At 75.9% G+C, this 25,175-nt stretch carries 28 protein-coding genes; 18 read left to right on the top strand and 10 right to left on the bottom strand.

The window, feature by feature from the left end; translation table 11 throughout:
* Positions 1 to 47 precede the first annotated feature (47 nt).
* The 9 genes from BKA21_RS06780 (at position 48) to BKA21_RS19925 (ending at position 8,894) form a co-directional block, all read left to right on the top strand.
* On the top strand, positions 48 to 974 hold the full coding sequence (locus BKA21_RS06780) for a glycoside hydrolase family 26 protein (protein ID WP_140457545.1): 927 nt from the start codon (positions 48 to 50) through the stop codon (positions 972 to 974).
* Positions 975 to 1,124: 150 nt separating this feature from the next.
* Positions 1,125 to 2,363, top strand: coding sequence for an arsinothricin biosynthesis radical SAM protein ArsL (arsL, locus tag BKA21_RS06775; RefSeq protein WP_179625327.1), 1,239 nt, complete (start codon positions 1,125 to 1,127; stop codon positions 2,361 to 2,363).
* A 10-nt stretch (positions 2,364 to 2,373) separates the two neighbouring features.
* Positions 2,374 to 3,651 carry a peptidogalycan biosysnthesis protein gene (locus BKA21_RS06770; protein ID WP_140457543.1) on the top strand — a complete coding sequence of 426 codons (1,278 nt, stop codon included), beginning with the start codon at positions 2,374 to 2,376 and terminating at the stop codon, positions 3,649 to 3,651.
* A 1-nt stretch (position 3,652) separates the two neighbouring features.
* Positions 3,653 to 4,762 carry a GTP-binding protein gene (locus BKA21_RS06765; protein WP_140457542.1) on the top strand — a complete coding sequence of 370 codons (1,110 nt, stop codon included), beginning with the start codon at positions 3,653 to 3,655 and terminating at the stop codon, positions 4,760 to 4,762.
* A 10-nt stretch (positions 4,763 to 4,772) separates the two neighbouring features.
* On the top strand, positions 4,773 to 5,495 hold the full coding sequence (gene arsM, locus BKA21_RS06760) for an arsenite methyltransferase (protein ID WP_140457541.1): 723 nt from the start codon (positions 4,773 to 4,775) through the stop codon (positions 5,493 to 5,495).
* Positions 5,492 to 6,262, top strand: coding sequence for an aquaporin (locus BKA21_RS06755; RefSeq protein ID WP_140457540.1), 771 nt, complete (start codon positions 5,492 to 5,494; stop codon positions 6,260 to 6,262). The genes arsM and BKA21_RS06755 overlap by 4 nt, the downstream gene beginning before the upstream one ends.
* Positions 6,263 to 6,272: 10 nt before the next feature.
* A complete protein-coding gene (locus BKA21_RS06750) occupies positions 6,273 to 6,623 on the top strand; it encodes an ArsR/SmtB family transcription factor (RefSeq protein WP_140457539.1) in 351 nt (116 codons plus the stop codon).
* Between the two features lie 19 nt (positions 6,624 to 6,642).
* A complete protein-coding gene (locus tag BKA21_RS06745; protein WP_140457538.1) occupies positions 6,643 to 7,755 on the top strand; it encodes a permease in 1,113 nt (370 codons plus the stop codon).
* The gene (locus BKA21_RS19925) at positions 7,746 to 8,894 is read left to right on the top strand and encodes a GNAT family N-acetyltransferase (protein ID WP_140457537.1); all 1,149 of its coding nucleotides are present in this window, start codon (positions 7,746 to 7,748) and stop codon (positions 8,892 to 8,894) included. The genes BKA21_RS06745 and BKA21_RS19925 overlap by 10 nt, the downstream gene beginning before the upstream one ends.
* Here the strand turns inward: BKA21_RS19925 and BKA21_RS06735 are convergent.
* From BKA21_RS06735 to BKA21_RS06715, 5 genes are all read right to left on the bottom strand, one after another.
* Positions 8,880 to 9,257, bottom strand: coding sequence for a hypothetical protein (locus BKA21_RS06735; protein ID WP_140457536.1), 378 nt, complete (start codon positions 9,255 to 9,257; stop codon positions 8,880 to 8,882). The genes BKA21_RS19925 and BKA21_RS06735 overlap by 15 nt on opposite strands.
* 106 nt (positions 9,258 to 9,363) lie before the next feature.
* The gene (locus BKA21_RS06730; protein ID WP_170208905.1) at positions 9,364 to 9,618 is read right to left on the bottom strand and encodes a PTS transporter subunit EIIB; all 255 of its coding nucleotides are present in this window, start codon (positions 9,616 to 9,618) and stop codon (positions 9,364 to 9,366) included.
* Positions 9,615 to 10,481 carry a PRD domain-containing protein gene (locus BKA21_RS20130; protein ID WP_140457535.1) on the bottom strand — a complete coding sequence of 289 codons (867 nt, stop codon included), beginning with the start codon at positions 10,479 to 10,481 and terminating at the stop codon, positions 9,615 to 9,617. The genes BKA21_RS06730 and BKA21_RS20130 overlap by 4 nt, the downstream gene beginning before the upstream one ends.
* A gap of 153 nt (positions 10,482 to 10,634) precedes the next feature.
* Positions 10,635 to 12,044 carry a glycoside hydrolase family 1 protein gene (locus BKA21_RS06720; protein ID WP_140457534.1) on the bottom strand — a complete coding sequence of 470 codons (1,410 nt, stop codon included), beginning with the start codon at positions 12,042 to 12,044 and terminating at the stop codon, positions 10,635 to 10,637.
* A gap of 72 nt (positions 12,045 to 12,116) precedes the next feature.
* Positions 12,117 to 14,018 (bottom strand): beta-glucoside-specific PTS transporter subunit IIABC, encoded by a 1,902-nt coding sequence (locus BKA21_RS06715; protein ID WP_239072717.1) that lies wholly within the window; start codon positions 14,016 to 14,018, stop codon positions 12,117 to 12,119.
* Between the two features lie 303 nt (positions 14,019 to 14,321).
* Here BKA21_RS06715 and BKA21_RS06710 point away from each other — a divergent pair, with 303 nt between their 5' ends.
* The 5 genes from BKA21_RS06710 to BKA21_RS06690 all read left to right on the top strand — a co-directional run bounded on the left by BKA21_RS06710 (position 14,322) and on the right by BKA21_RS06690 (position 19,156).
* A complete protein-coding gene (locus BKA21_RS06710) occupies positions 14,322 to 15,026 on the top strand; it encodes a histidine phosphatase family protein (protein ID WP_140457533.1) in 705 nt (234 codons plus the stop codon).
* Positions 15,027 to 15,222: 196 nt separating this feature from the next.
* Positions 15,223 to 15,495, top strand: a complete 273-nt coding sequence (locus BKA21_RS06705; protein ID WP_140457532.1) for an HPr family phosphocarrier protein — start codon at positions 15,223 to 15,225, stop codon at positions 15,493 to 15,495.
* Positions 15,492 to 17,243: a putative PEP-binding protein gene (locus BKA21_RS06700; RefSeq protein WP_239072718.1), complete on the top strand. Its 1,752-nt coding sequence runs from the start codon at positions 15,492 to 15,494 to the stop codon at positions 17,241 to 17,243. Before BKA21_RS06705 ends, BKA21_RS06700 begins: the two co-directional genes overlap by 4 nt.
* A gap of 155 nt (positions 17,244 to 17,398) precedes the next feature.
* Complete coding sequence (locus BKA21_RS19920; protein WP_140457531.1) at positions 17,399 to 18,511, top strand: GGDEF domain-containing protein; 1,113 nt, start codon at positions 17,399 to 17,401, stop codon at positions 18,509 to 18,511.
* 99 nt (positions 18,512 to 18,610) lie between these two features.
* A complete protein-coding gene (locus BKA21_RS06690; RefSeq protein ID WP_140457530.1) occupies positions 18,611 to 19,156 on the top strand; it encodes a YqgE/AlgH family protein in 546 nt (181 codons plus the stop codon).
* Between the two features lie 57 nt (positions 19,157 to 19,213).
* Here BKA21_RS06690 and BKA21_RS06685 read toward each other — a convergent pair whose 3' ends face one another.
* Entirely contained in the window at positions 19,214 to 19,804 is a 591-nt protein-coding gene (locus tag BKA21_RS06685) for an MOSC domain-containing protein (protein WP_140457529.1), read from the bottom strand.
* Between the two features lie 42 nt (positions 19,805 to 19,846).
* Positions 19,847 to 20,374 (bottom strand): MarR family winged helix-turn-helix transcriptional regulator, encoded by a 528-nt coding sequence (locus BKA21_RS06680; protein WP_140457528.1) that lies wholly within the window; start codon positions 20,372 to 20,374, stop codon positions 19,847 to 19,849.
* 122 nt (positions 20,375 to 20,496) lie between these two features.
* Here BKA21_RS06680 and BKA21_RS06675 point away from each other — a divergent pair, with 122 nt between their 5' ends.
* Both BKA21_RS06675 and BKA21_RS06670 read left to right on the top strand, forming a co-directional pair.
* Entirely contained in the window at positions 20,497 to 21,813 is a 1,317-nt protein-coding gene (locus BKA21_RS06675) for a multidrug effflux MFS transporter (protein WP_218886985.1), read from the top strand.
* A 40-nt stretch (positions 21,814 to 21,853) separates the two neighbouring features.
* Positions 21,854 to 22,291: a hypothetical protein gene (locus tag BKA21_RS06670; protein WP_140457527.1), complete on the top strand. Its 438-nt coding sequence runs from the start codon at positions 21,854 to 21,856 to the stop codon at positions 22,289 to 22,291.
* A 53-nt stretch (positions 22,292 to 22,344) separates the two neighbouring features.
* Here the strand turns inward: BKA21_RS06670 and BKA21_RS06665 are convergent, their stop codons facing one another.
* Together BKA21_RS06665 and BKA21_RS06660 are read right to left on the bottom strand one after the other, a co-directional pair.
* Complete coding sequence (locus BKA21_RS06665) at positions 22,345 to 23,412, bottom strand: zinc-binding metallopeptidase family protein (protein ID WP_140457526.1); 1,068 nt, start codon at positions 23,410 to 23,412, stop codon at positions 22,345 to 22,347.
* Positions 23,319 to 23,786, bottom strand: coding sequence for a hypothetical protein (locus BKA21_RS06660; RefSeq protein ID WP_140457525.1), 468 nt, complete (start codon positions 23,784 to 23,786; stop codon positions 23,319 to 23,321). The genes BKA21_RS06665 and BKA21_RS06660 overlap by 94 nt, the downstream gene beginning before the upstream one ends.
* A gap of 157 nt (positions 23,787 to 23,943) precedes the next feature.
* Between BKA21_RS06660 and BKA21_RS06655 the strand changes: the two genes are divergently transcribed.
* Together BKA21_RS06655 and BKA21_RS06650 are read left to right on the top strand one after the other, a co-directional pair.
* Positions 23,944 to 24,249 carry a hypothetical protein gene (locus BKA21_RS06655; RefSeq protein ID WP_140457524.1) on the top strand — a complete coding sequence of 102 codons (306 nt, stop codon included), beginning with the start codon at positions 23,944 to 23,946 and terminating at the stop codon, positions 24,247 to 24,249.
* Between the two features lie 83 nt (positions 24,250 to 24,332).
* The gene (locus BKA21_RS06650; RefSeq protein ID WP_140457523.1) at positions 24,333 to 24,815 is read left to right on the top strand and encodes a GNAT family N-acetyltransferase; all 483 of its coding nucleotides are present in this window, start codon (positions 24,333 to 24,335) and stop codon (positions 24,813 to 24,815) included.
* Here the strand turns inward: BKA21_RS06650 and BKA21_RS06645 are convergent.
* A complete protein-coding gene (locus BKA21_RS06645) occupies positions 24,787 to 25,119 on the bottom strand; it encodes a PGPGW domain-containing protein (protein WP_239072719.1) in 333 nt (110 codons plus the stop codon). The two genes, BKA21_RS06650 and BKA21_RS06645, sit on opposite strands and share 29 nt — an antisense overlap.
* Positions 25,120 to 25,175 lie beyond the last annotated feature (56 nt).

The following is a 25,175-nucleotide window of genomic DNA, read 5'->3' as shown; positions in this document are numbered from 1 at the left end:
CCCCGCGCGTCGCTCATCGCCGCCCGCCACCGGCCGACGGGACCGGCATGGACCTGACCCGACGCTCCTTCCTCGCGGTCGCGGGCGGGGCGGCCCTGCTCGCCGCGACCGCGTCCGCCGCGAGCCCGGCCGTGCGGCCCGTGCCCTTCGGGGTCACCGTGCCGTGGGGACCGCTGGACCGGGCGGCCCTCGCGGCGCGGGTCGCGGCATGGGGCTCGGCACCGCGGTACCTGCTCTGGTACGCGTCGTTCCGCGAGGAGCCCGACGTCGCGAAGCTGGCCGCGGTCGCGGCGACCGGTGCGGTGCCGGTGCTGACCTGGGAGCCGTGGGACCCGTCGGCGAGGAACCAGAAGCGGTACGCCCTGGCGCGCTTCCTCGCCGGGGACTTCGACGCCTACGTGCGGCGCTGGGGCGACGCGCTCGCCGCGTACGGCGGCCCGGTGCACCTGCGGTTCGCGCACGAGATGAACGCCAGGCACTACCCGTGGTCGGTCGGGGTCAACGGCAACACGGCCGCGCAGTACGTCGCGACCTACCGTCGGGTGCACGGGCTGCTGCGCTCGCGCGGGGCGACGGTGGCGCGCGTGTGGTCGCCCAACGTGTCGTTCACGAGGTCGACGCCGCTGGCGGCGGTGTACCCGGGCGACGCGCACGTCGACGTCGTGGGCCTGGACGGCTACAACTGGGGGACGGCGGTCCGTGGCCAGGTGTGGCGCTCGCCGGCGCAGGTCTTCGACGCGACGGTGCGCGAGCTGCGCACGGTCGCGCCGGGGCGGCCCGTGCTGCTCAGCGAGACGGCCTCGACCGAGAAGGGCGGCGACAAGGCGCGCTGGGTGACGGACCTGTTCGCCTGGGCGGGCGCGCAGCCGGACGTCACGGGGCTGGTGTGGTTCGACGAGGACAAGGAGACCGACTGGCGGGTCGCGTCCTCGCCGGCCTCGGCGGCGGCGTTCCGCGCGGCCACGACGCTCTGACGTCGCCGCTCCGGACCGCGAGAAACGGGTCAGACCCGACGTCTTGACGGGGTGGATCCGCTCCCACCATCATCGATCCATCGCGGTCGATCGATGGATCGACCGGCGTCCGTGCAGGTCGTCGGGGGGATGGCTGTCGTGTCGTCATGCGTGGTGGTGTCACCGTACGAAGCAGGGCTGCAACCACTGGCCGCGGCCTGCGCCGCCGCCGGGGTGCGCGGGGCCGGGGTCGACGAGGTGCACGGGTGGGACCAGGACCTGCGCCCCGGCGCGGCCCCGGACGCCGACCCCGGCCTCGTGCTCCTGTCCGTCCAGCAGTTCGAGGCCCTCGAACGGGCGCTCACCACGCTCCCGCACCTGCGCGAGGCGTACCCGCGGGCGACGATCGTCGCGTTCGGCCAGTACGCGCAGATGAACGCGTCCCGCTTCCTCGGCACCACCGACGCCGTGCTCTTCGAGGAGCCCGAGCGCGTGGCCGAGGACCTGCGCCGCGTCGCCGAGGGCGGTGACGTGCGCGCCGTCCCGGGCGCGATGACCCGGGCCGGCCTCACCCCGCGCGGCGCCCGCCGCAAGCTCGCGTTCACCGCACCGGCGCGCGACCTGTTCCCCTCGATCGTCCACTACCCGGCGCACCACAGCCCCCGCGGGCTGGTCGGCAACGTCGAGACCACGCGCGGCTGCCACCACCGCTGCACCTACTGCTCGGTGTACGGCGCGTACGACGGCGGGGTCGCCGCCTACGAGGTCGAGCCCGTCGTCGCCGACGCGCTCGCGCTCGCGGAGCAGGGCGTGCGCCACTTCGTCTTCATCGACGCCGAGTTCTTCAACTCCCGCACGGCGGGGGAGGCCGTCATGCGCCGCGTGCGCGCCGAGGTCGGCCCGGACGTCACGTTCGAGTTCACCACGCGCATCGACCACATCCTCGACTACGGCGACGAGCTCGCCCGGCTCGTCGACCTCGGCCTGGTCTCGGTGACGTCGGCCCTGGAGTTCCCGTCCGACCGGATCCTGCGGATCTTCGACAAGGGCATCGACACCCAGGACATGCGGCGCGCGATCGCCGCGGCCGGCGACCTCGGGATCGTGCTCCAGCCCACCTTCATCCCCTTCACGCCCTGGGTCGAGTACGACGAGCTGCTGACGTTCGAGGACTTCCTCGTCGAGACGGGCCTCGCGGCCGTCGCGCACCCCACCGTGCTGCAGACGCGCCTCCTGCTCTTCAAGGGGTCCCCGCTGCTGGCGTCGCCGTGGATCCAGGACGTGCGCCTGACCGACAAGGGCTTCTGGTTCGACTGGGAGCACGCCGACCCCCGCGTCGACGCGCTCTGGCAGGACCGGCGCGACGACGCCGTCGACGCCGGTGCCGTCCGCTGCTGCGTGAAGTGCTGAGGGGGAGACGATGACCGGGACCGCACGCGTGCGCACCGCGACGTCGGAGGACGTCGCGGTGCAGGGCTGGGCGCAGGACGTCGCCGCCGCGCCCGACACCTGGCCGTTCCTCAGCGGGGCCTGGCTGCGCGGGACCACCGCTGCGCTGTCGGGCACGGCCGCACCCCTGCACGGGGTCGCGACCCGGGCCCGCGGCGAGGAGGCGTGGCTGCCGGCGTACCTGTTCAAGGAGCCGCCGGCCGTCGACTGGGACCCCCGCACCTACCTGGGCTGGGAGCGGCCCGACGGCATGCAGGTCTGCTGCGGCGTCGAGACCGCGTGCGGCGTCAGCGACGAGGTCGCCGCGTGGGGCGTCGAGGCGTTCTTCCCCGCCGTCGTCGTCGGCAGCCCCCTGGGGTACCGCAGCGAGGCCGCGTACAACTTCTGGTCGCCGGGGCTGCTGGGGCGGTTGACCGACCAGGTCCTCGACGCGGCCCGCGAGCAGGGCGCCCGCGCCGTCGTGGCCCCCTGGGTGCCCGACCGGCGCGGCAACGAGGAGATCCTCGACGCGTTCCGCGGCGCGGGCGGGTCCGTCGGGTACTGGGGGCTGGACGACCACCTCGAGCTCGACGCCGACTCCTACGCCGACCACGTGGCGCGCCAGCCCCGCAAGCGCCGCCAGCGCATGACGGCCGACCAGACGGCGCTGGCCCGGGCCGGCCTGCAGGTGCGCCGCGTCGAGGGTGCGGGCCTGGAGCCGTACGTCGACCGCATCGCCGAGCTGGTCTGCCTCAACCGCGAGAAGAACGGCGCCGGCGAGGAGCCGCACCACATCAGCACCGTGATGCGCGAGGTGCTCGCCGCGGGCGCCGAGCCGTGGGGGTACCTGGGGCTGCTCGACGGGCAGGTCGTGGCCGCGTGCGTCGCGATCCCGCGGGGCCGGCGCCTGTTCGTCAAGTGGGCCGGGTTCGACTACGAGGCCCTCGGCACCCGGTCGGGGCTGTACTTCTCGTTCTGCTTCGACATGCCGCTGCGCGACGCGTACGGCGCCGGGATGCGCTGGATGGAGCTGGGCTCCGGGGCGCACGAGGCCAAGGCGCTGCGCGGGTGCGCGAGCCGGGAGGTCACCACGGCCCTGTGGCTCGCCGACGAGGCGCTGCGCCCGCGGGCGGCCGCGCTGCTCGCGGACTTCGGCGAGCGCCGCCGCGCCGCGTTCGACGACCCGGCGCCGTCGGCGTCGGCACCGGTGCTGCTGCCCCTCGCGGCCGGCACCACCGCCCCGACCGACTCCTGCTGCGGAGGTAGCTGAGATGAGCCTGACCCTGATCCCGCTCTCCGGCTTCCTCGGGGCCGGCAAGACCACCGCGATGGTCGCCGCGGCCCGCCTGCTCGAGTCGTCCGGCCGTACGGTCGCCCTGATCACGAACGACCAGGGCACCGACCTCGTCGACACCGCGACGGCACGGTCGCGCGGTGCGCTCGTCGACGAGGTGACGGGCGGCTGCTTCTGCTGCCGGTTCGACGACCTCGCGGCGCTGGTCGACCGCATCGCGGCCGGCGGCACCGTCGACACCGTGATGATCGAGGCCGTCGGCAGCTGTACCGACCTGCAGGCCACGGTCGTGCGGCCGCTGCGGCAGATCTACGGCGACGCCCTCGTCGTCGCGCCGCTGACCACGGTCGTCGACCCGTTCCGCCTGCAGGCGTTCTCCGCCGCGTGGGCCGCCGGGGAGGACTCCGAGCTCGCGTACCTGTTCGACCACCAGCTCGCCGAGGCCGACGTGATCGCGGTGAGCAAGGCCGACGTCGCCGGGCCGGCGCGCACCGCCGCCGCGGTCGAGGCCGTGCGGGCGCGCTACCCCCGGGCACAGGTCGTGCCGTGCTCGTCGGTCACCGGCGACGGGCTGGACGCGCTCGTGGACGCCTGGTCGCAGCAGTCCGCCGCCGCGTGGGACGTGCCCATCGACTACGACCGGTACGCCGCCGCCGAGGCCGGGCTGGCCTGGCTCAACCAGCGCTTCGTCGTGGCCGGCGTCGACGGCGACACGTTCGACGCCGAGCTCTGGTCGCGCACCCTCATGGAGACGCTGCGGGAGGCGTGCGACGCCGGCGGGCACGTCGTCGGCCACGTCAAGCTCCGGACGACCACGCCGGCGGGCGACGTCAAGATCAGCCTGGTCGGCGGCGGGAGCGTCCTCGACGAGACGGTCGACGAGCCCGCCGTGCAGGCCACCGCCGTGCTCAACACCCGGGTGGAGTGCGAGCCCGAGCAGATGGACGCCATGCTCACCGCCGCCGTGCAGGCCGCCGACCTGCTGGCCGTCAGCACGACCGTCCGCGACGGCGCCGCCGTCTCGTTCAAGCCCGGGTACCCCACACCCGTGCACCGCGTCCCCGCCGCCGCGTCGGCGCACGCCTGAGGAGGCGACCATGACCACGAGCCGCGTCCGCGACGACGTCCGCGAGAAGTACGCCGCCGCCGCGACCGCCGCCCTCGACGGGGCGTGCTGCGCACCCACCGCGCCGCAGGTGATCGGCGCCGCGCTCTACACCGACCTCGGCCCGGGCACCGTCCCCGACACCGCGCTGCTCGCCAGCCTCGGCTGCGGCAACCCCACGGCCGTCGCCGACCTGCGTGCGGGCGAGGTCGTGCTCGACCTCGGCTCGGGCGGCGGGCTCGACGTGATCCTCTCGGCCCGCCGGGTCGGCCCGACCGGGACGGCGTACGGCGTCGACGCGCTGCCCGAGATGCTCGAGCTCGCGCGGCAGAACGCCGCCGAGGCGGGCGTCGACAACGTCGAGTTCCTCGAGGGCGACCTCGAGGAGCTGCCGCTGCCCGACGCGAGCGTCGACGTCGTCATCTCCAACTGCGTCATCAACCTCAGCGAGGACAAGCCGGCGGTGTTCGCCGAGATCGCCCGCGTGCTGCGCCCCGGCGGCCGCGTCGGGGTCTCCGACGTCGTCGCCGAGGACCACCTCGACGCCGCCGAGCGCGCCCGGCGGGGCTCGTACGCCGACTGCGTGGCGGGGGCCCTCTCCGCCGCCGAGTACCGCGACCTGCTCCACGCCGCGGGGTTCGGCGACGTGGAGGTCCGGTTCACGCACGAGGTCGCCGACGGCATGCACGGCGCGATCGTCCGGGCCCGGCGATGACGGACGTCCCGCTCGCGCGCCGCGCCCTGGCCGAGCTCGTCGGCACGGGCACGCTCGTCACCGTCGTGGTGGGCTCCGGCATCGCCGCCACCCGGCTGTCCCCGACGGACGTCGGCCTCCAGCTGCTGCAGAACAGCACCACGACCGCGCTCGCGCTCGTCGTGCTGATCGCCGTGCTCGGACCCGTGTCGGGTGCGCACCTCAACCCCGCGGTCACGCTCGTGCTCGCGGCCACGGGCGAGTGGCGCGCGCGGCCGGCCGAGATCGTGACGTACGCGGTCGCGCAGGTCGTCGGCGCCGTCGGGGGGACCGTGCTCGCGCACCTGATGTTCGGGCTGCCGGCGGTGCAGCTGTCGTCGACCGTGCGGACCGGGCCGCCGCTGTGGCTGGCGGAGGTCGTCGCGACCGCGGGGCTCGTCGTCGTGGTCCTCGGCCTGCTGTGGACGAACCGCCAGGCGTGGGTGCCGGCCGCCGTCGGCTGCTACATCGGCGCCGCGTACTGGTTCACCGCGTCGACGAGCTTCGCGAACCCCGCGGTCACCGTCGGGCGCGCGTTCACCGACACGTTCGCGGGGATCGACGTCGCCTCGGTGGGCCCGTACGTGCTCGCGCAGCTCGTGGGGGCGGGCGTCGGGGCGGCGCTGATCGCCACCCTGCACGGACGCCCGGTGCTGGTGCGCGCGCGCCGCGACCCCGCCCGTGGGCAGGTCCCCGGTCCCGAGGCCGGCGCCGTCGGCGCCCGTCTCCCGGCAGCAGGAGGCGCATAAACTTGGACGCATGAATGACACCGTCCGGCTGACCGAGGAGCAGGCCGAGCTGTTCGCGACCTGGTTCCACTCGTTGGCCGACCCGACACGGATGCGCATTCTCAATCTCCTCGCCTCCGGGGAGCGCGAGATGAATGTCGGCGACATCGTCGCCGCACTCGGTCTGAAGCAGTCGACCACCTCGCACCACCTCAAGGTCCTGCACGACGTGGGATTCGTCCTGCGACGCCGTGAGGGCACGCAGACATATCACTCCGTGAACCGGAGCTGCCTCGAGCGGTTCCCGACCGCGGCCGACATGGTCATGGGTCGATTCCGGGCACGGTCCGAAGCGGTCAGCCCCGGGTGGCTCGCCGGCTGACACGAAGGAGCGCACGACCATGGCGACGGTGTGGGAAGAGGTGTCGCAGGTCGTGTCCTTCGTGGTCATGGCCGCGCTGGAGCTTGCCCCCTGGTTCCTCCTCGCGGTCGTGCTCGGGGTGCTCGTGCAGCACCTGAACCTCGACGTGCTGGCCAAGCGCGCGTTCGCCCGGCACGGCGTCGTCGCCGTGCTTACCACGGCGGCCGTGGGGGCGCTCAGCCCGTTCTGCTCGTTCACCGTGATCCCGCTGATCAGCCGGCTGCTGCGTTCGGGCGTGCCGCTGTCCGCGGTCATGGCGTTCTGGGTGGCCTCGCCCGCGATGGACCCGGAGATCTTCGCCCTGTCGGCCGCCGCGCTCGGCATCGACGTGGCGACCGCCCGCCTGGTGGGCGCCCTGCTGCTCAGCGTCGGTGCGGGCCTCGTCGTGCTGGTCCTCGAGCGGCGCGGGCTGTTCGCCCAGCCCCTGCGCCCCTCCGTCGCCCGGGCCGAGGCGGCCGTCGCCCGGCCCGTGCCCGTGCCCGCCACCGCGGGCGCGCCCGCCGTTGCGGACGGCGGGTCGCCCGCCGACGCCCCGGCCGCGTCCGGTGCGGCCTGCGGCACGGGCGTCGAGGCGCCCGCCGCCGCGGCCGCCTGCGACCCGGGCTGCGCGGCACCCGCCGAGGACCCGTGGGCGGACGACGACGGCACCCCGTGGCGCACGATGATCGCCCGCAACGCGCGTCTGATCGACTGGCGCCGGTTCGGCCGCGACGTGCTGCGCGACGCCCGCGGGCTCGGCGGGTGGCTGCTGCTCGCGCTCGTCGCGATGGCCCTCGTCGTCCGCTACGTGCCGACCTCGCTCGTCTCGTCCCTGCTCGGCGCCGACGGCGTCGCCGCGATCCCGCTCGCCGCGGCGCTGGGCACGCCGCTGTACCTCAACGGGGTCGCCGCGATCCCGGTGGTGCAGGGGCTGCTCGCGCAGGGCATGCTCCCGGCCGCGGGCGTGACGTTCCTGCTCGCCGGTGCCACCACGACCGTCCCCGCGATGGTCGCCGTCCGCTCCGTCGTCAACGGCCGCGTGTTCGCGTTCTACCTGGGCGTGGCCTTCCTCGGCAGCATCCTCGTCGGCCTGCTCGTCTCGCCGTGGCTGTGACAGACGTCCGCACGACCGGCCTCGACGCCGCCTGGGACGCGCTGAACGCCGAGAGCTTCTACACCGGCGGACCGTGGCTGCGGGCGTTCGCCGAGCGCGGCGGCATGCACCCGCACGTGGCGTGGTCCGACGACGGGTCCGCCGCGGCGCTGGCCTACGACGCCCGGAGCGACGCGACCAACCCCCGCTACACGCACGCGTGGCTCTACGAGGACGCCCTGCGCACGCCCGTCGAGGCGTTCACGCTGCTCGGCGGCTGCTCGGGGTACGCCGGCCACCTGCCCGCCGCGCCCGGTGCATCCGCGGCCGCGCGCCGCGCACCCGTGCGCGCCCTGCTCGACGCCCTCGGCCACGACGCCGCGCTGCTGCCGCACCTGACCGGCGAGGAGGCGGCCGACGTCGTCGCGGCGGGCGTGCTGCCCGGCCGCCCCGTGCCGGTGCTCGGCATGGTCACCGCCGCGATCGACCTGCGCGGGATGACGACGCCCGAGGACCACCTCGCGTCCCTGTCGCGCACCAGCCGCTCCGGCGTGCGCCGCGACCTGCGGCGGATCGAGGCCTCGGGCGTCCGGGTGACCACGTCGGGGCTGGCGGAGGTGGTCGACGAGGTCGCGCCCCTGCTGGGGCAGGTGCAGGCGCACCACGGGCACGACGGCTCCGCCGAGGGTGCCGCGGCGTACCTGCGGCTGTGCGCCCACGGCGACCTCGCCCGGCACGCGTTCGCGGTCGTCGCCCGGCTCGACGGTGAGGCCGTGGCGTTCGCGCTCGGCTACCGGTGGGGCTCGGGGGTGGCGATGCGCGTGAGCGGCCTGCGGTACGACGTCGCCGCCGCGACGGGTGCGTACTTCGCGACGTACTTCTACGAGCCCGTGCGGATCGCGCTCGAGGCCGGGTGCACGTGGGTCGACCTGGGCGGCGAGGCGCTCGAGAGCAAGACCCGGCGCGGCGCGCACCTGGTGCCGCGCTGGGCGCTGTCCGTCGGCGCGGACGTCGACCCCGCCGCTGCGCGGGAGGTCACCCGCGCGCGGCTGGCGGACCTGCACGCCCAGGTCGGCGACCGCGCCGACCAGGCGCGGCTCGACGCCTGGGACGCCTGGCACGCCCGCCTCGCCGGGACGAGCCCCTCACCAGCGCGGTGACGGCCTGACCTGCCCGGACAGGCCGAGGTGCGGTGGTGCAGGTGTGCTGAGCCCCGGTACGCCGAGGGCCTCGTCGGACGGCCGGGCGGCACCGAGGTCGCCCAGCTGCTGCACGTGCGGCTGCGCGGCGCGGCTGCGGCGCCACGCCCGCTGCACCACCCAGCCCGCGCCGATCAGCCAGAGCGCCGACTGGAAGAACCACCACGCGCCCAGCCGGTGGACCGTGGGGTCGTCCGAGAGGGCCGCGGCGACGACGTTGGCGGCACCGAGTGCCAGCGGCAGCACCGCGGCCACGGTCAGCAGCCGGGCACGGCGTCGCAGCCGCAGGTAGGCGCCCCGGTCCACGGGCAGCCGAGACGTCACGGGCCGGACCTCTCGCCGACGGTCACGTCCGGGCCGGACGCGCACCTGTCCCATCGGCAGTCGCGTGGCGGACCATGAGCGGACGACCCGCGCCCCGGGGAAGCGGTCAGCGTGCGTCCGCCAGCAGTGCGGCGACCGCGGCGTGGGTCTCGAGGAGGCCCGTGCGCAGCGCGACCTGGAGCTCGCCGGCCGCGTCGACGACGAGCAGGACGTCGGCGAGCGCGGCCAGCCCTGCGCGGTCGGCCGCCGCGGGGTCGACGAGGTCGAGCCGCAGCCGGCTCCAGCAGTGCGACACCGCGCGCACGTTGCCCGCACCGCCGGCGAGGCCGACGATCGCGGCGCCGAGCGCGTCCGCGCTCACGCCTGCCCCGCCTGGGTCTGCTCGGCGCCCGCGGCGCGCAGCCGGGCGATGTGCAGCGTGAGGTAGACGCGCTCCTCGTCGCCGACGTCCCAGCCGAAGCGCTCGGCGAGGAGCTCGGCGACGTCGCGGGCCACCTCGTACTCCTCGGGCGCACCGTCCCGGACCGCGTCGAACATCCCCGCGACCTTGTCGGCCATGGTCTGGCCGCGCCGCTGCCGGACGATGAGGTACCTCAGGTGCAGCACGAACCGGGCGACGGCGGGGGAGTCCTCGTCCAGCTCCAGGCCGAACCGCTCGTGCACCAGGGCGAGGGTGCGGGTCAGCACCTGCGTCATCTCGACCGTCGTCTGCATGTCGGGCGACGCGCCGAACTGCGCGTTGACCAGGTGCAGCGCGATCGGCACCGCCTCGCCCGGGGGGAGTCGCACGCCGCGCTCGGCCTCGATCGTCCGCAGCGCACCGCGGGCGAACTCCAGCTCGGCGGGGTACAGCCGCGCGACCTCCCACCGCAGCGGGTAGTCGACGTCGGCGGTGCCCTCGGCGGCCCGGCGCAGCGCGAACACCAGGTGGTCGGCCAGCGGGATCAGCACGGCGTCGGTCACGTGCTTGCCGAGCTGCTCGCGCGCGTCCGCGACGATCCGGACGGTGAGGTCGACCTCCTCCGCGGGGATCTGCTCGACGAACGCGGCGATGCGGTCGATGCCCGCCGCGCTGGGCGTGAACCGCCGCTCGACGCGCTCGAGGTCGACGACGTCGCCCGCCCGGGCCTGGAAGCCCACGCCGCGCCCGAACAGCACGACCTCCCGGCCCTGCTCGTCGACGCCGAGCACCACCGAGTTGTTGAACACCTTCGCGACCTTCACGCCCGCACCTCCCGTGCCGTCCGCACCGCACCGTGCGGCTGCCGGCCCCGCGCCACGCTGCGCGGGACCACTCTCGCGGACGGCGGCCGCGCGCGCACCGCGCCACGGCCGCCGTCCCCTCCTCGCCCCCTGCGTCGACCCGGGTGCCCCGGGTCAGCCGTCCTGCAGGCTCGCGCCGTCGGTGGCGATCACCTGGCGGTACCAGTCGTACGAGGCCTTGGTGCGGCGGGTCAGGGTGCCGGTGCCGTCGTCGTCGCGGTCGACGTGGACGAACCCGTACCGCTTGCTCATCTGGGCGGTGGAGGCCGAGACCAGGTCGATGCAGCCCCACGGGGTGTACCCCATGACCTCGACGCCGTCCGCGACGGCCTCGGCCACCTGGACGAGGTGGTCGCGCAGGTAGGCGATCCGGTAGTCGTCGACCACCGTGAGCCGCCCGTCGACCTCGACGAGCTCGTCGCGCGCACCGAGGCCGTTCTCGACGATGAACAGCGGCTTCTGCCAGCGGTCCCAGAACTGGTTGAGCACGACGCGCAGGCCCTGCGGGTCGATCTGCCACCCCCACTCCGAGGCGGGCAGGTGCGGGTTGGGCACGCCGCCCATGATGTTGCCCTCGCCGGCCTCGACCGGGGCGGCGGTCTCGCAGATGCTCATGTAGTACGAGAACGACACGAAGTCGACCGTGTGGGTGAGGGCCTCGCGGTCGGCGTCGGTGATGTCGAGCTCGATCCCGCGCTCGCGCAGGTCGCGCAGCACGTACCCGGGGTAGCGGCCGCGCACGTGCACGTCGCCGTAGAACAGGTTGCGGTGGTCGGCGTGCATCGCGGCCACGACGTCGTCCGGCGCCGGCGTCAGCGGGTACACCGGCATCGCCAGGACCATGCAGCCGACCTGCGCGTCGGGGTCGACCTCGTGGATCACCTGCGTGGCCAGCGCCGACGCCACCAGCTCGTGGTGCGCGGCCTGGTAGAGGTCGGCCTCGGTCAGCTCGTCCTTGGGCGTGGCGATGCCCGCGCTCATGAACGGGGCGTGGAACAGCGAGTTGATCTCGTTGAACGTCAGCCAGTACTTCACCCGCCCCCGGTACCGCTCGACGAGGGTGCGCGCGTACCGCACGTACAGGTCGACCATCTCCCGGCTGCGCCACCCGTCGTGCTTGTCGGCCAGCGCCAGCGGGGTCTCGTAGTGGGAGATCGTCACCAGCGGCTCCATGCCCAGGCGCAGGCACGTGTCGACCACCCGGTCGTAGAACGCCAGCCCGGCCTCGTTCGGCTCGGCGTCGTCGCCGTGCGGGAAGATCCGCGACCACGCGACGGAGAACCGGAACGTGCGCAGGCCCATCGCGGCCAGCAGCTCCAGGTCGTCCTCGTACCGGTGGTAGAAGTCGATGGCCTGCAGCTTGAGGTTGTCCGGCGTGGGGGCGTCGGTGCGGGGCCCGAAGATCCCGCGCGGCAGGACGTCCTGCACGGACAGGCCCTTGCCGTCCTGGTCGTACGCGCCCTCGATCTGGTTCGCGGCGGTCGCGCCGCCCCACAGGAACGTGGGCGGGAACGGGGTGGTCATGGGTCCTCCTCGGTCGGGGTGCGCGGGCCGGCCCGGTGGGGCCGGCCCGCGCGGGTCAGGTGCGGGCGCCGGTCAGGCGGGGACGGCGGCGGGCTCGACGGTCACGAGCAGGTCGCCCGCGGCGACGGCGCCGGTGGTGAGCGCGACCGCGGCGTAGGCGGCGCTGTTGGTCACGAGGACCACCGTCGTCGGGTCGTACCCGGCGGACCGCAGCGTCGGCAGGTCGACGTCGACGAGCGGCTGGCCGGCGGTGACGTGCTCGCCCTGCCGGACGGCGGGGGAGAAGCCCCGCCCGTCGAGCCGGACGGTGTCGATGCCGACGTGCACGAGCACCTCGACCCCGTCGTCGCCGCGCAGCCCGTAGGCGTGCGGCATCGCGGAGACGACCTGCCCGCTCACGGGGGCGACGACGTGGCCGTCCGCCGGCACGACGCCCACGCCGGCGCCCAGCGCGCCGGACGAGAACACCTTGTCCGCGACCTCGCCGAGCGGGACGGCCGTGCCGGCGACGGGTGCCAGCACCTGGGCCGGTCCGCCGTCGGAGGCGGGCCCGTCCGGGGTGCCGGCCTCGGGCGCGGCCTTCTGCGGGATGTCGGTGAAGCCGAGCGTCAGGGTCAGCACGAACGCGATGACCATGGCCGTGCCGGTGCCGATCAGCTGCATCGCGAAGCTCCCGACGCCGATGGTCGCGGCGATGGAGATGCCGCCGGGGACCACGAAGCCCTCGGCCGCCGAGCCGCCGGCCGCGGCGATGGCGCCGCCGACCGCGCCGCCGATGCACGCGTAGACGAACGGCTTCTTCAGGCGCAGGGTCACGCCGTAGATGGCCGGCTCGGTGATGCCCGCGAGGATCCCGGACAGGGCCGCCGGGCCGGCGACGCCCCGCAGGTCGGAGTTCTTGGTCTTGATCGCGACGGCCGCGGCGGCGGCGCCCTGGGCGAGGACGGCGGCGAACAGCGGGCCGGTCAGCAGCGAGTAGCCCTGCATCGAGATGTCCTGCACGAACAGCGGCACCAGGCCCCAGTGCAGGCCGAAGATCACGAAGATCTGCCACCCGGCGCCCAGCAGGGCGCCACCCACGACGGGGCTGAGCGACCACAGCGAGTTCACGGCCCACGACAGCCCCTGGCCGAGGTAGTCGGCGGCCGGGCCGATCGCCAGGAACGTCGCGGGCACGACGACCGCGAGCGTGATCATCGGGGCGACGAAGTTGCGGATCGCGTCGGGCAGGACCCGGTTGGCCAGGGCCTCGACCTTCGACTGCGCGTAGACCGCGAGGATGATCGGGATGACGCCCTGCAGGTAGCTGATGAGCACCACCGGCACGCCGAGGAACGTCAGCTCCCCGCCGCCGGCGACGAACGCGTTGAGCGTGACGTCCGCGCCGTCCGGCCCGGCGACGACCGCGACCGTGTCGGAGTACACGAGGGCCGCGGCGATCGCGACGGACACCCACTGGTTGGCCTTGAACTTCTTCGCGGCGGTGATGGCGAGGAAGAAGGGCAGGAACTGGAACACCCCGTCGGCGGCGACGAAGAAGATCTCGTACGTCGTCGTGGCCGCCGCACCGGGGCTGACCTCGGCGACGACCGCGAGCAGTGCCTTGAGCAGGCCGGCGCCGGCGAGCACCCACAGGAACGGGGTGAAGATGCTGGTGACGAGGTCGATGACGCGGGCCATGACGCCGCCGCCGGAGCCGCCGTCCGAGGACGTGCTCAGATCGCCGTTCCTGGTCAGCGCCTCGTACACCTTGTTGACCGTGTTGCCGATGACGACCTGGAACTGCCCGCCGGACTCCACGACGGTGATCACGCCCGGCGCCTGCTCGACGCGGGCGCGGTCCGCCGCCGCGGCGTCCTTGAGCCGGAAGCGCAGACGCGTCGCGCAGTGGGTCACGGAGTCGACGTTCCCCGGCCCGCCGACGGCGGCCAGGACCGCGTCGGCGGTCGTCTCGTACTTCGATGCTGCTGCCACGATTCCTCCTTGAAGGTGACACCGGTCCTGCGTCGTCGCAGGGGAGCCGGCGCTGCGCCCGTCCGGAGAAACAAAAAAGACCCAAACCTCGCCGCACCGAGGAAGGGCCGACCACGTGACGAGCACGTGCGGATACCTGGTGCGCCAAAGTCTGGGTCTTGCCTGTGACGTCACAATCCCGAACTTCGCAGCGCCTTGACTGCTGCGCCGGAACATAGACCCGTCCGCGGGCAGTTGTCCAACATCCCAGGTCAGCGCCGTGAGCACGGCCGTCCTCGGCCCGGGTGCCTATGCTCCGGGACCATGCCCGCCGACCCGCACGCCCCCGACGCCTCCTCGACCGACGCCGAGCTGCGCCTGCACCTGGTGCGCCACGGCCGCACGGTCTACAACGTCGAGCGGCTCATGCAGGGCTGGTGCGACTCGCCGCTGACGCCCGACGGCGAGGAGGGCGTCGTGGCCACCGCCCGGTGGCTGGCACAGGTGCCGTTCGTCGCGGCGTACACCAGCCCGCTGGGGCGCACCGTCCGCACCACCGAGCTCCTCCTCGCCGAGCACCCCACGGTGCGCCCGGTCGAGCTCGACGGGCTGCGCGAGTTCGGGTTCGGCGACTACGAGGCGACCTCGGAGGCGGAGCTGTTCGCCACGGTCGACCCGTTCACGATGTTCGGGTCGATCGTCGGGGGCACCTTCGAGGGGCTGGCCGGCGGCGAGACCGGTCCGGCGTTCCGGACGCGCGTCGACGACGCGTTCGGCGAGATCGTCGCCCGGCACCCCGACGGCGGGGACGTCCTCGTGGTCAGCCACGGCGTCACGCTCGCCGCGTACCTCGCGGTCGCCTCGGGCCTCAACCTCGCCGACGTGGACCCGTTGCGGCACGGTCCGCTGGAGAACGCGAGCGTCTCGCTCGTCGCCGTCGACGCCGCGCGGCGCACCCGGGTGCTCGACGTCAACGCCGGTCCCTGGACGGGCCGTGCGCCCGGCGTCGCGGGCGGTCCCGGGGCGTGACTTGACTGCCCGGGCGGCGCGGGTGCACGATCGGCGCACCGCAGTGGATTGTGACTGACGCGATCAGGCAAGACCCGAGGAACCGCACCGGTGGTGCGTGTTCTCGGGTCTTTTTCTTTTCCCGCCCGGCACGGTCCCCCAGAGCATCCCCGGGCCGACGTGGTGGTCTGCCCGCCGACGACGACGGAGTGTCCCCGTGCTCGAACGACGAGTCATCATCGCGTCCGCCTCCGGCCTGCACGCCCGGCCGGCCTCCCGCTTCACGCAGGCCGCGGCCGACTGCGGCCACCCGGTGACGGTGGCCCGCCCCGGCCAGCCGGGCGTCGACGCGTCCAGCGTCCTCATGGTCATGTCGCAGGGCCTCGGGCACGGCGAGGAGGTCGTCCTGGCCAGCGACGACGCCGCCGCCGGGCCGGCGCTCGACGCGCTCGTCGCGCTGCTCGAGCAGGACCTGGACGCGCAGGAGTGAGCACCGACGTCGCCCCCGCGCCGCGCACCGTCGCGACGCCCGCCCCGCCGGCCGACGCCGTCGCGCCCGGCACGGTGATCACGGGTGTCGGTGCCGGCCGCGGGGCGGTCGTCGCCCCGCTCGCCGTGCTGCGCGCCGCCCCGGCGGCGCCCGCCGACGAGCCGGCGCCGGCCGACCCGGCCGCCGCGCGCACCGCGATCGACGACGCGTTCGCCGAGGTGGCGAGCACCCTCGTCGCCCGCGCCGCCGCCGCCACGGGTGCCGCCGCCGGCGTGCTGGGCGCGGCCGCGAGCATCGCCCGCGACCCGGCGCTGCGTGCCGACGCGCACGCGCGCGTCGACGCCGGGCAGGGGCCCGCGACCGCGGTGGAGGGGGCGGTCGGCCGGTTCGTCGAGATGTTCGCCGCCGCGGGACCGCTGATGGCCGAGCGGGTCACCGACCTGCGCAGCGTCCGCGACCGCGTCGTCGCCCGCCTGCTCGGCGAGCCCGAGCCCGGCGTCACGCTCGACCGCCCGTCCGTCGTGGCGGCCCTCGACCTGTCGCCCGCGGACACCGCCGCGCTCGACCTCGACCTCGTCGTCGGCATCGTCACCGAGCTCGGCGGCCCCACCGGGCACACCGCGATCGTCGCGGGCCAGCTCGGGCTGCCGTGCCTCGTGCGGGCGACGGGCGTCACCGCGCTGGCCGACGGCACGGTCGTCGCCCTCGACGCCGGCGCCGGCACCCTCGTCGTCGAGCCCGACGCCGCCACGCGGGACGCCGTCGGGCGCCGCGCCGCGCGCGAGCGCGCCCTCGCGCAGGACACCGCCCCCGGCGCCACGGCCGACGGGCACCGGATCGCCCTGCTCGCCAACATCGGCACCGTCGAGGACGCGCACCGCGCCGCGGCGTCCGCGGTCGAGGGCGTCGGCCTGTTCCGCACCGAGGTGCTGTTCCTCGGACGGACGGACGCCCCGGGCCTCGAGGAGCAGGAGCGGGCCTACCGCGACGCGCTCGCCGCGCTCGGCGGTCGCAAGACGGTGGTGCGCACGCTCGACGCGGGTGCCGACAAGCCGCTGGCGTTCGCCACGCAGCCCGACGAGGAGAACCCCGCGCTCGGGGTGCGGGGCTACCGCCTCGTGCGGACCAGCCCCGCGCTCGTCGACGGCCAGCTGCTCGCCCTCGGCCGCGCCGCCGCCACGGCCGACGGCCCCGACCCGGCCCTGTGGGTCATGGCGCCCATGGTCTCCACACCGGCGGAGGCCCGTGACGTCGCGACCCGCGCCCGCGCCGCCGGCGTCGGGACCGTCGGCGTCATGGTCGAGGTCCCCGCGGCCGCCCTGCTCGCCCGCGAGATCCTCGCCGAGGTCGACTTCGTCTCCCTCGGCACCAACGACCTCGCGCAGTACACGATGGCCACGGACCGCCTGCGCGGCGAGCTCGCCGACCTGCTCGACCCGTGGCAGCCGGCGGTGCTGCGGCTCGTCGCCGAGACCGCCCGCGCGGGCCTGGACCTCGGCAAGCCCGTCGGCGTCTGCGGGGAGTCGGCCTCCGACCCGCTCATGGCCCTCGTCCTGGCCGGGCTCGGCGTCACCAGCCTGTCGATGTCGCCCGGCGCGGTGCCCGCGGTGCGGTTCGCGCTGCGCCGGCACACCCGGGAGCGGTGCGCGGCGCTCGCCGCGTCCGCCCTCGGCGCCCCGGACGCCGCCGCGGCGCGCGCCGTCGTCCTCGCCGGTGCGGACCCGGAGGTCGCCGACCTGGTGGGGTGAGGTCCCGCCGCCCGTGGGGGCGGGCGCACCCGCACGGGTGAAGCACCGGGTGAAGAGGGCGGGTCTGGACCGTTTTGTCCCGCGACGGTCGACAGACTGGCCCCCGGGCCGCTCGCCCCTGGTGTCGCGCGGCACCACGAGCGGCCGGTGCCGGGGTGACGGTGGACGTGCTCGTGACGGTCGGCCGTGGCGACGACCTGAGCGTCCTCGCCCGCCGCGTCCTCGCGCTGGGCATCGTGGTGTGCGTGCCGGCGCTCGTCGCGGTCTGGGTCGTCGAGCACGAGCACGACCTCTGGGTCCGCTGGGGCTACCCGCCGCTGCTGGTGCACCTGGCCGTCCTCACCTGGGTCCTGCTCCGCCGCCCCCGCTGGGTGCCGGCCGCGGTCCTCGGGACGCTCGCGGTGCTGGAGACGTGGTGGATCGTCGTGGCCGTCGCGCGGGTGGCCGCAGCGCCCGACCCGCTGACCGCCTGGGCCGCGCTGTTCCCGATGCCCCTGCTCGGCACGGGGATCGTGCTCGTGGTCGCCTTCCTCTTCCAGCGCACGCGGGCCGCCCTCGTCCACGGGTGCGTGCTCCTGACGGTCACGACCCTCGCCCTGGTCCTGGCGTTCAGCACCTTCCCCGACGGTGCCGAGCAGGTCGGCTGGTCGGTCCGCTTCGGCGTGTACATGGGGGTGCAGCTCTTCCTCCTGCTCATCCTGGCCCGCGCCAAGGAGCACGTCGTGACCGCGCGCGCCGACGCGGAACGGGCCGCCCGCGCGGCCCTGCGCATGCGCGACATGGCGTACCTCGACGAGCTCACCGGCATCGCGAACCGTCGGCGCCTGCTCGAGGAGCTGCGGCACCAGTCCGGACTGGTCGGCCCCGACCACCCCGTGTCCGTCGTGTACTTCGACCTCGACCACTTCAAGCGGGTCAACGACGACCACGGGCACGACGTGGGGGACCAGGCGCTGCGGGCGGTCGCGGACGTCGCGGGCCGTGCCGTGCGCGACGGCGACCTGCTCGCGCGCGTCGGCGGCGAGGAGTTCGTCGTGGTGGCGCCCGGCGCCGACCACGGGCGCGCCGTGCAGCTCGCCGAGCGGCTGCGCCAGACCGTGCCGCACGAGCTGGGCATGACCCTCGGCGCGGTCCTGACCGCGAGCTTCGGCGTCACCGAGCTGCTCCCCGACGAGGCGCCGGAGGACGTGCTCCGGCGCGTCGACGGCCTGATGTACCGGGCCAAGGACGAGGGGCGCGACCGGGTGCGCTCCGAGCGCCTCGGCTGAGCGTCGCCGGTCCCCGCGGGTTCACCCGCTGCCGGGGCGCCCGCGCGGTCGCGGCCGACCGCGCGCGCGACCCATGATGGCCGCGTGCCGGGTGAGGAGATGGTCGGACGTCTCCTCGTCGCGCGCCCGCGCCTGGTCGACCCGCACTTCGGCCGCAGCGTCGTCCTGGTCCTCGACCACGGCGACCACGGCACGCTGGGCGTGGTGCTGGACCGCCCCATGCCCGTGCCCGTCGACCGGGTGCTGCCGCCCTGGCACGACCGGGTCGCGCGCCCCGCGACCCTCTTCCAGGGCGGACCTGTCGGCCTCGACTCCGCGATGGGCGTCGCGGTGCTCGACCCCGCCCTGCCCCCGCCGCGTGGCGTGCACCGCGTCGTCGGCCCGTTCGGGCTCGTCGACCTCGACGCCGACCCCGACGTGGTGCTGCGGGGCGTCGTCGGCGTGCGGATCTTCGCCGGGCACGCCGGCTGGGGCGCCGGCCAGCTGGCCGCCGAGCTCGCCGAACGCTCGTGGTTCGTGCTCGCGTCCCGGGCCTCGGACGTGCTGACCCCCACGGCGGACGGTCTGTGGCGGCACGTCATGCGCCGCCAGGGCGGCGACCTCGCGCTGCTGTCGACGTCCCCGGCGGACGCGCGCCTGAACTGACGGGTCGGTCCGGTCGGCTGTCGACGACCTGCGACGGGGCCGCCGGTCCCGCGACGGTCAGCCCCGGAAGACGTCCTCCACGGTCGGCGCGTCCTGCGGGGCCGGCTCGACGACGACGCGGTCGCCGGCCGTCACGTCGCCGCCCTGGACCACCCGCAGGTACGCCCCGACGCGCCCCGCCTCCGTGAACCGGCGCACCCACCCGCGCTCGTCGGCCCCGCCGACCCACCGCGCGAAGGTCGCGCACGGGCGCCGCGGCCCCGTGACCTCGAGCACCACGTGCGCGCCGACGTGCCACCGGTCGCCGATGCGCGCCGTCGTGGGGTCGAGGCCGGCCACGCGCAGGTTCTCGCCGAACCACCCGGGCGGCAGCTCCCGGCCCAGCTCGTCCGCCCAGTGCCGGGCGTCGCCCTCCCCGTACGCGTACACGGCCTTGTCGAGCCCGCCGTGGTGGCGGCGCGACGCCTGGACGTCGCCGCGCAGCCCGTAGGCGCCGACGCGCACCGGTCCCTCGACCGGCCGCTTGTCGATCGCCGTGACGCCCTCGGGGCTCTCGTCGGGGCGCAGCGCGTGCACCACGCAGGCTGCGACGACGGTGCCCGTCACGGCGGGCGGGGCGGGGGCGGGCGGCGCGGGCTCGGGCGTCACGCGGCCAGCCTAGGACGGGCGCGCCCGCCTCCGAGCCCGGGGTCAGCGCTCCGGGTCGGGCGGTGCGTCGCGCAGCCGGGCGTCCGACCACTCCTGCGCGATGCGGTCCAGCGCCGCCGCGGACGCCAGCAGCGCGGCCCGCTCGTCCGGGGCCAGGCCGGCGAGCAGCGTCCGCACGTCGCGGGCCCAGGCGGCGTCGATGCGCTCGCGGTCCGAGCGCGCGCGGGGGGTGGGGTGCAGCAGGGCGCGGCGGGCGTCGTCCGGGTCGGGCCGGCGCTCGAGCAGCTCGCGGCGCACGAGGCGGGCGACGGTCGCGCTCACGTTGGAGTGCTGCAGGCCCAGCGCGCGGGCCGTGCGCGTCACGGTGGTGCCGGGGTGCGCGGCGACCCAGGAGAGCACCTCGACCTCGGACATCGGGAGCAGGTCGAGGCCGGCGCCGTGCTCGCCGAGCCGGCGCAGGCGCACGACGACGGTGTGCAGGGCGGCGGCGAACGCGTCCTCGGCGGCCGACGGGACGGTCGGGTCGAGCGGCGGGTCGGGGGGCGGGGGCGCGGCGGGCACGGCGGGCACGGCACCACCCTACGCGTCTGGCATCATAGGTATGTCGACATACCGAAACGCCGCACCGTCGCCGCGCCGGCCCCGCCGTCGCCGACGCGCGGGACCGCGCCGCCACCCCTCCAGGAGCTGCCGTGCCCCCGCACCCGAGCGACCCCGTCGCCCCCGCCCGCCCCACGACCGACCTGTCCGTGACGGACCGGACCCCGACCGGCCGCACGTCCGGCGCGCCCGCCGGCGGTGACCACGACTCCCCGGGCCTGCCCGGCCGCCTGCTGCTCACCCTCGCGCTGCTCACGTCCGTCGCACCCTTCGCGACCGACATGTACCTGCCGGCGTTCCCCACCATGGCCGCCGAGCTCGGCACGTCCGCGTCGGGGATCCAGCTCACGCTCACCGCGTTCCTCGTCGGCCTGGGCCTGGGCCAGCTGGTCGTCGGGCCGCTGTCCGACCAGCGCGGGCGCCGCGGGCTCCTGCTCCTCGGCACCGCGGTCACCGTGCTCGCCGGGGTCGTGTGCGCGCTCGCCCCCAGCATCGGCGTCCTGACCGCCGGGCGCTTCGTGCAGGGCCTCGCCGGTGCGTCGGGCATCGTGCTGGCCCGTGCGGTCGTCACCGACGTGTCCCGCGGGGCCGCCGCCGCCCGGGCGTTCAGCCTGCTCATGGTCGTCCAGGGCGTCGCACCCGTCGTCGCGCCGCTCGTCGGCTCGGTGCTGTTCACGAGCCTCGGCTGGCGGTCGGTGTTCTGGGCGCTCACCGCGCTCGCCCTGCTCATGCTCGTCGGCGCGGCCCTCGTCGTGCACGAGACCCTGCCGCCCGAGCAGCGCTCCACCGGCGGCGGCGCCCGCCTGCGGGCCGACGTCGCCCGCGTGCTGCGCACCCCCGGGTACGTCGCCCACCTGCTCGTCTTCGTCTTCTCCTTCGGCTCGTTCTTCGCGTACATCTCGGCCTCGCCGTTCGTCCTGCAGACCATGCTCGGGCTGAGCACCACGCAGTACTCGATCGCCTTCGCGGTCAACGCCGTGGGGATCATCGTCGCCAGCGCCACCGCCGGGCGGCTCGTGGGCCGCACCGGCCCGCTCGTGCTCGTGCGCACCGGTGCCGCGGCCATGGGGCTCGGCGGGCTCGTGCTCCTCGTGCTCGCGCTCACCGGTGCGGTGAGCCTGTGGCCCGTCCTCGGGGCGCTGCTCCTCGTCGTCGTGGGCCTCGGCCTCGTCGCCGGCAACGCGACGATGCTCGCGATGGCCCAGGTACCGGGCGCCTCCGGCTCTGCGTCGGCGCTGCTCGGCGCCGCGCAGTTCCTGCTCGCCGCGCTCGTGTCGCCGCTCGTCGGCGTCGCTGGCGAGAGCACGATGACGCCGATGGCGGTGGTCATGGTCGCGTCCTCCGCGGTCGTCGGCCTGGGCCTGCTGCTCGCCCGACGTGCCGACCGGGCCGCGCAGGCGCGCGACTGAGCCCGGGCCGTGCCGCACCCGGGCGTGGCACGCTGGCCCCATGGCACCCCTGCGCCGCCGCACGCCCGTCCCCGGTCACGTCGCCGAGGGGTTCCTCGCGGCGGAGGCGCCCGCGCTGCAGCGCTCGTTCGAGGCGGCGCTGCGGGCCCCCGAGCGCGCGGTCCGCACGCCCGTCCGTGCCCGCCTCGAGGTCGGGCACGGACGCCCCGGCGTGCTCACGCTCGCGTGGCGCAACGTCGTGGTCGGGTTCGTCCCGCCCGCGCACGTGCCCGCCCTCGCCGCGCAGGTCGACGACGCGGCACCGGCCGCCCTCGAGGTCGACGGCACCGTCCACCGGCAGGACGGCCTGTGGCGCGTCTGGGTCGGTCCTGTCCCCGACGGCGGTGTCGCGCAGGCGGCCGCCGGCCTCGACGTGCTGCCCGCGCCGGTCGACACCGTCGCGGGTGTGCCGTTCCACGGCCTCGGCGGGCCGTCCTGACATCCCGGCGAGCCTCGCCGGGCAGACGCTGACCGCGTCGGGCCTGCGGCGGATCAGGCGCCGCGCACCCAGCGGAGCAGGCGGGCCGCGTCGCGCACGCGTTCCCACGGCCGGTGCCGCCGGACCGTGCCGAGCGCGCCGGTCGGCGTCGCGTCCACGGCACGCAGCACGCGCTCGACGGCCGCGACCTGGTCCTCGGCCAGGGCGACGTCCACGCGGCCACGCCACCGCGGGTCGTCCGGTGCGGCGAGCTGCAGCAGCCGGCGCGGCACCGCCAGCGACGCCACGGCAGGGATCCGGTGCTCGTGCAGCGGCTCGCCCTCGCCCAGGTGCACGAGGCTGCGCGGCGCGGCGAGCAGCGCCCGGTGCGGGCGCGCACGGGCCGCGAACGCGGTCGCGGTGAGGGCGGCCAGCGGCGCGGTGGTGGTGTGCACCAGCTCGACCTCCGGCGCCCCGTCGTCGTCGAGCGCCCCGACGTGCTCCACGACCACGCCCGCGACGGCACGCCGGTGCCCGGCCGCCCCGTCCCACCACGACCGGTGCTCGGCCAGCCAGGTCGCGGTGCACTGGCCGCGGTGCGGCAGCTGGGGCATGCGCAGGTGCCCCGTCGCGGCCACCAGCACGTGCGTGCGGCGCGGCCGGTCGGCCACGAGCGCGCGCGCCAGTCCCACCAGCGCCACGGGGCCGTTCTCCTCCAGCGGGTTGGGGCCGTCGGTGTGCGTCGTCACCAGCACCGTCTCGTCCGACGTCCCGGTCCCTTCCACGACGCACCACACCGACTCGCCGCGAGCCGGGCCCGTCGGGGTCGCCGTCACGGTGACGTGCGCGTCGCCGTCGGCCAGCGCGTCCGCGTGCTCGCCCGCCACCCGCACCACGGGCACGGGCAGGTCCGGCAGCGTGAACGGCAGCCACTGGCCGGCCGCCACGTCCTCGGGCAGCCCGCGCCACACCAGCACCACCGCGACCGCGCCGCGTCGCACGAGGGCCCGCAGCCGGCGGCCCAGCAGCTCGGCGGGGATCACGGGGTTCACGACCGCGGCGGGCGCCGTCCAGGTGGGCGGGGACGTGGCCAGGGCCCGCACCAGCAGACCGACCGGCACGGGACGGGCGGCGACGTCCACCACGGCAACCGCGCCGCGCAGGTCCCGGCGTGCACCGCGCCCCCGCCGGCGCGCACGACGGGGCCCCGCACACCCTCCGGCGGCGTCGCGGCGGAGCACGGGGCGACCGACGCGACGGGCACGCGCGCGGCCGCCGCACCGCGTCCCGCCGGGTGCACGGTCAGCGTGCCCGCGGTCGCCGCCCAGCCGGTCAGCGGCACGGGGTCGCGGTGGACCTCCAGGCCCAGCGCCGACCACGCGTCCGCGACGACGGCCGTGAAGGCGTCGAGCTCCGCGGTGCCCGGCAGGCGCGCCCCCTGCCGCACCAGCCAGGTCAGCAGGCCGGCGATCGGCGCGTCGGCGGGCGGGGCTCCGGCGGGCGAGGGGGTGGGCACCGCCCGAGCGTAGGTCCGTCGCCCGACGTGCCGGAGTCACCCGCGCCGTGCCCGTGACGCGCCTCACGTCCGGGCCGTCGCTGCCGATGCGAGGGACCCGAGAACGGTCGCGCGGCTCCGCCGCCCGTCCGCCGCCCGCCGGCCCAGGAGGTGCCCCGTGCCGTACGTCGCCGTCGTCGACCTGACCCGTGCCGGGGCCCCGGACGGCCCACCGCTGCGCCTGCGCCGCGAGTCGCTGACCGCGGTGCGGCAGGCGCTGGGCGAGCTCGCGCAGCGGTTCGGCACCTGCGGCGCCGTGCGTGTCGGTGCCGTCCACGTCCTCGAGGTCGACGCCGACGACCGCGTGCTGCGCGAGCACGACCTCGACGGACGGACCCCCGCCGCCGACGTCCCCCGCCCCCGTGCGGCCGCGTCCCTGACGACGCTCCCCACGCAGCGCGGCGCACACGCCCTCGTCCCGTAGCGACGCACCGCGAGCCCCGGACGGCGCCCCCGCGAGCGGCCTGCCCGGGCGATGATGGGCCCCCACCTGCGAGGAGGCCCCGCATGACCGTCGCCGTCGCGACCGACGACCCGCACCGCCCCGACGTGCTCGCCCTGCTGCACGAGCACCTGGCCGACATGTACGCCACCTCGCCCGCGGAGTCCGTCCACGCGCTCGACCCCGCCGCGCTGACGGGCCCGACGATGACGTTCTGGACGGCGCGCTCGTCGGACGGGGCGCTGCTCGGCTGCGTCGCGCTCCACCAGCTCGCTCCCGACGCCGGGGAGCTGAAGTCCATGCGGACCGCCGCCGCGTCCCGCGGCCGCGGCGTCGGCGCGACGATGCTCGCGCACGTCGTCGCCGAGGCCACGGCCCGCGGCTACCGGACCCTGCACCTGGAGACGGGGTCGGAGCCGTACTTCGCCGCCGCCCGCCGCCTGTACGAGCGAGCCGGGTTCACGACCTGCGGCCCGTTCGCCGGGTACGGGCCCGACCCGTTGAGCGCCTTCTACCGGCTCACGCTGCCGGCGGCGCCTCCCGCCTGACGGCCGTCGCGTCGACCACGACGACGTCCGCGGGCGCCTCCCGCTTGCGGCGCAGGGCCTCCTTGCCCTTGTCGACCCCGGCCTGCGCGGTGCTCTTCGCCCGGTCGAGCCAGCGCTTGGCCCACACGAACTCCGTGGCCAGCAGCGCCAGCCCCGCGAAGATCACCAGCACCCCCGGTCCGGGCAGCACCAGCATCGCCACACCAGCCAGCACCACGGTCCCGCCGATCGTCGCGACCGCGACCACCCGTACCGGTCGCGGCAGCATCGCCACCTGCGCCCGCACCCGAGCCCACCTGCTCACACCGGCTCCCGTCCGTCGCTCGTCGCGGCGCCGTCCCCGCGGCCCCGCGTGGCATG

It is taken from the genome of Cellulomonas oligotrophica (assembly GCF_013409875.1).
Classification (GTDB): Bacteria; Actinomycetota; Actinomycetes; order Actinomycetales; family Cellulomonadaceae; genus Cellulomonas; species Cellulomonas oligotrophica.
The sequence above is the reverse complement of the archived record's forward strand: the minus strand, read 5'-3'. Positions and strand labels throughout refer to the sequence as shown.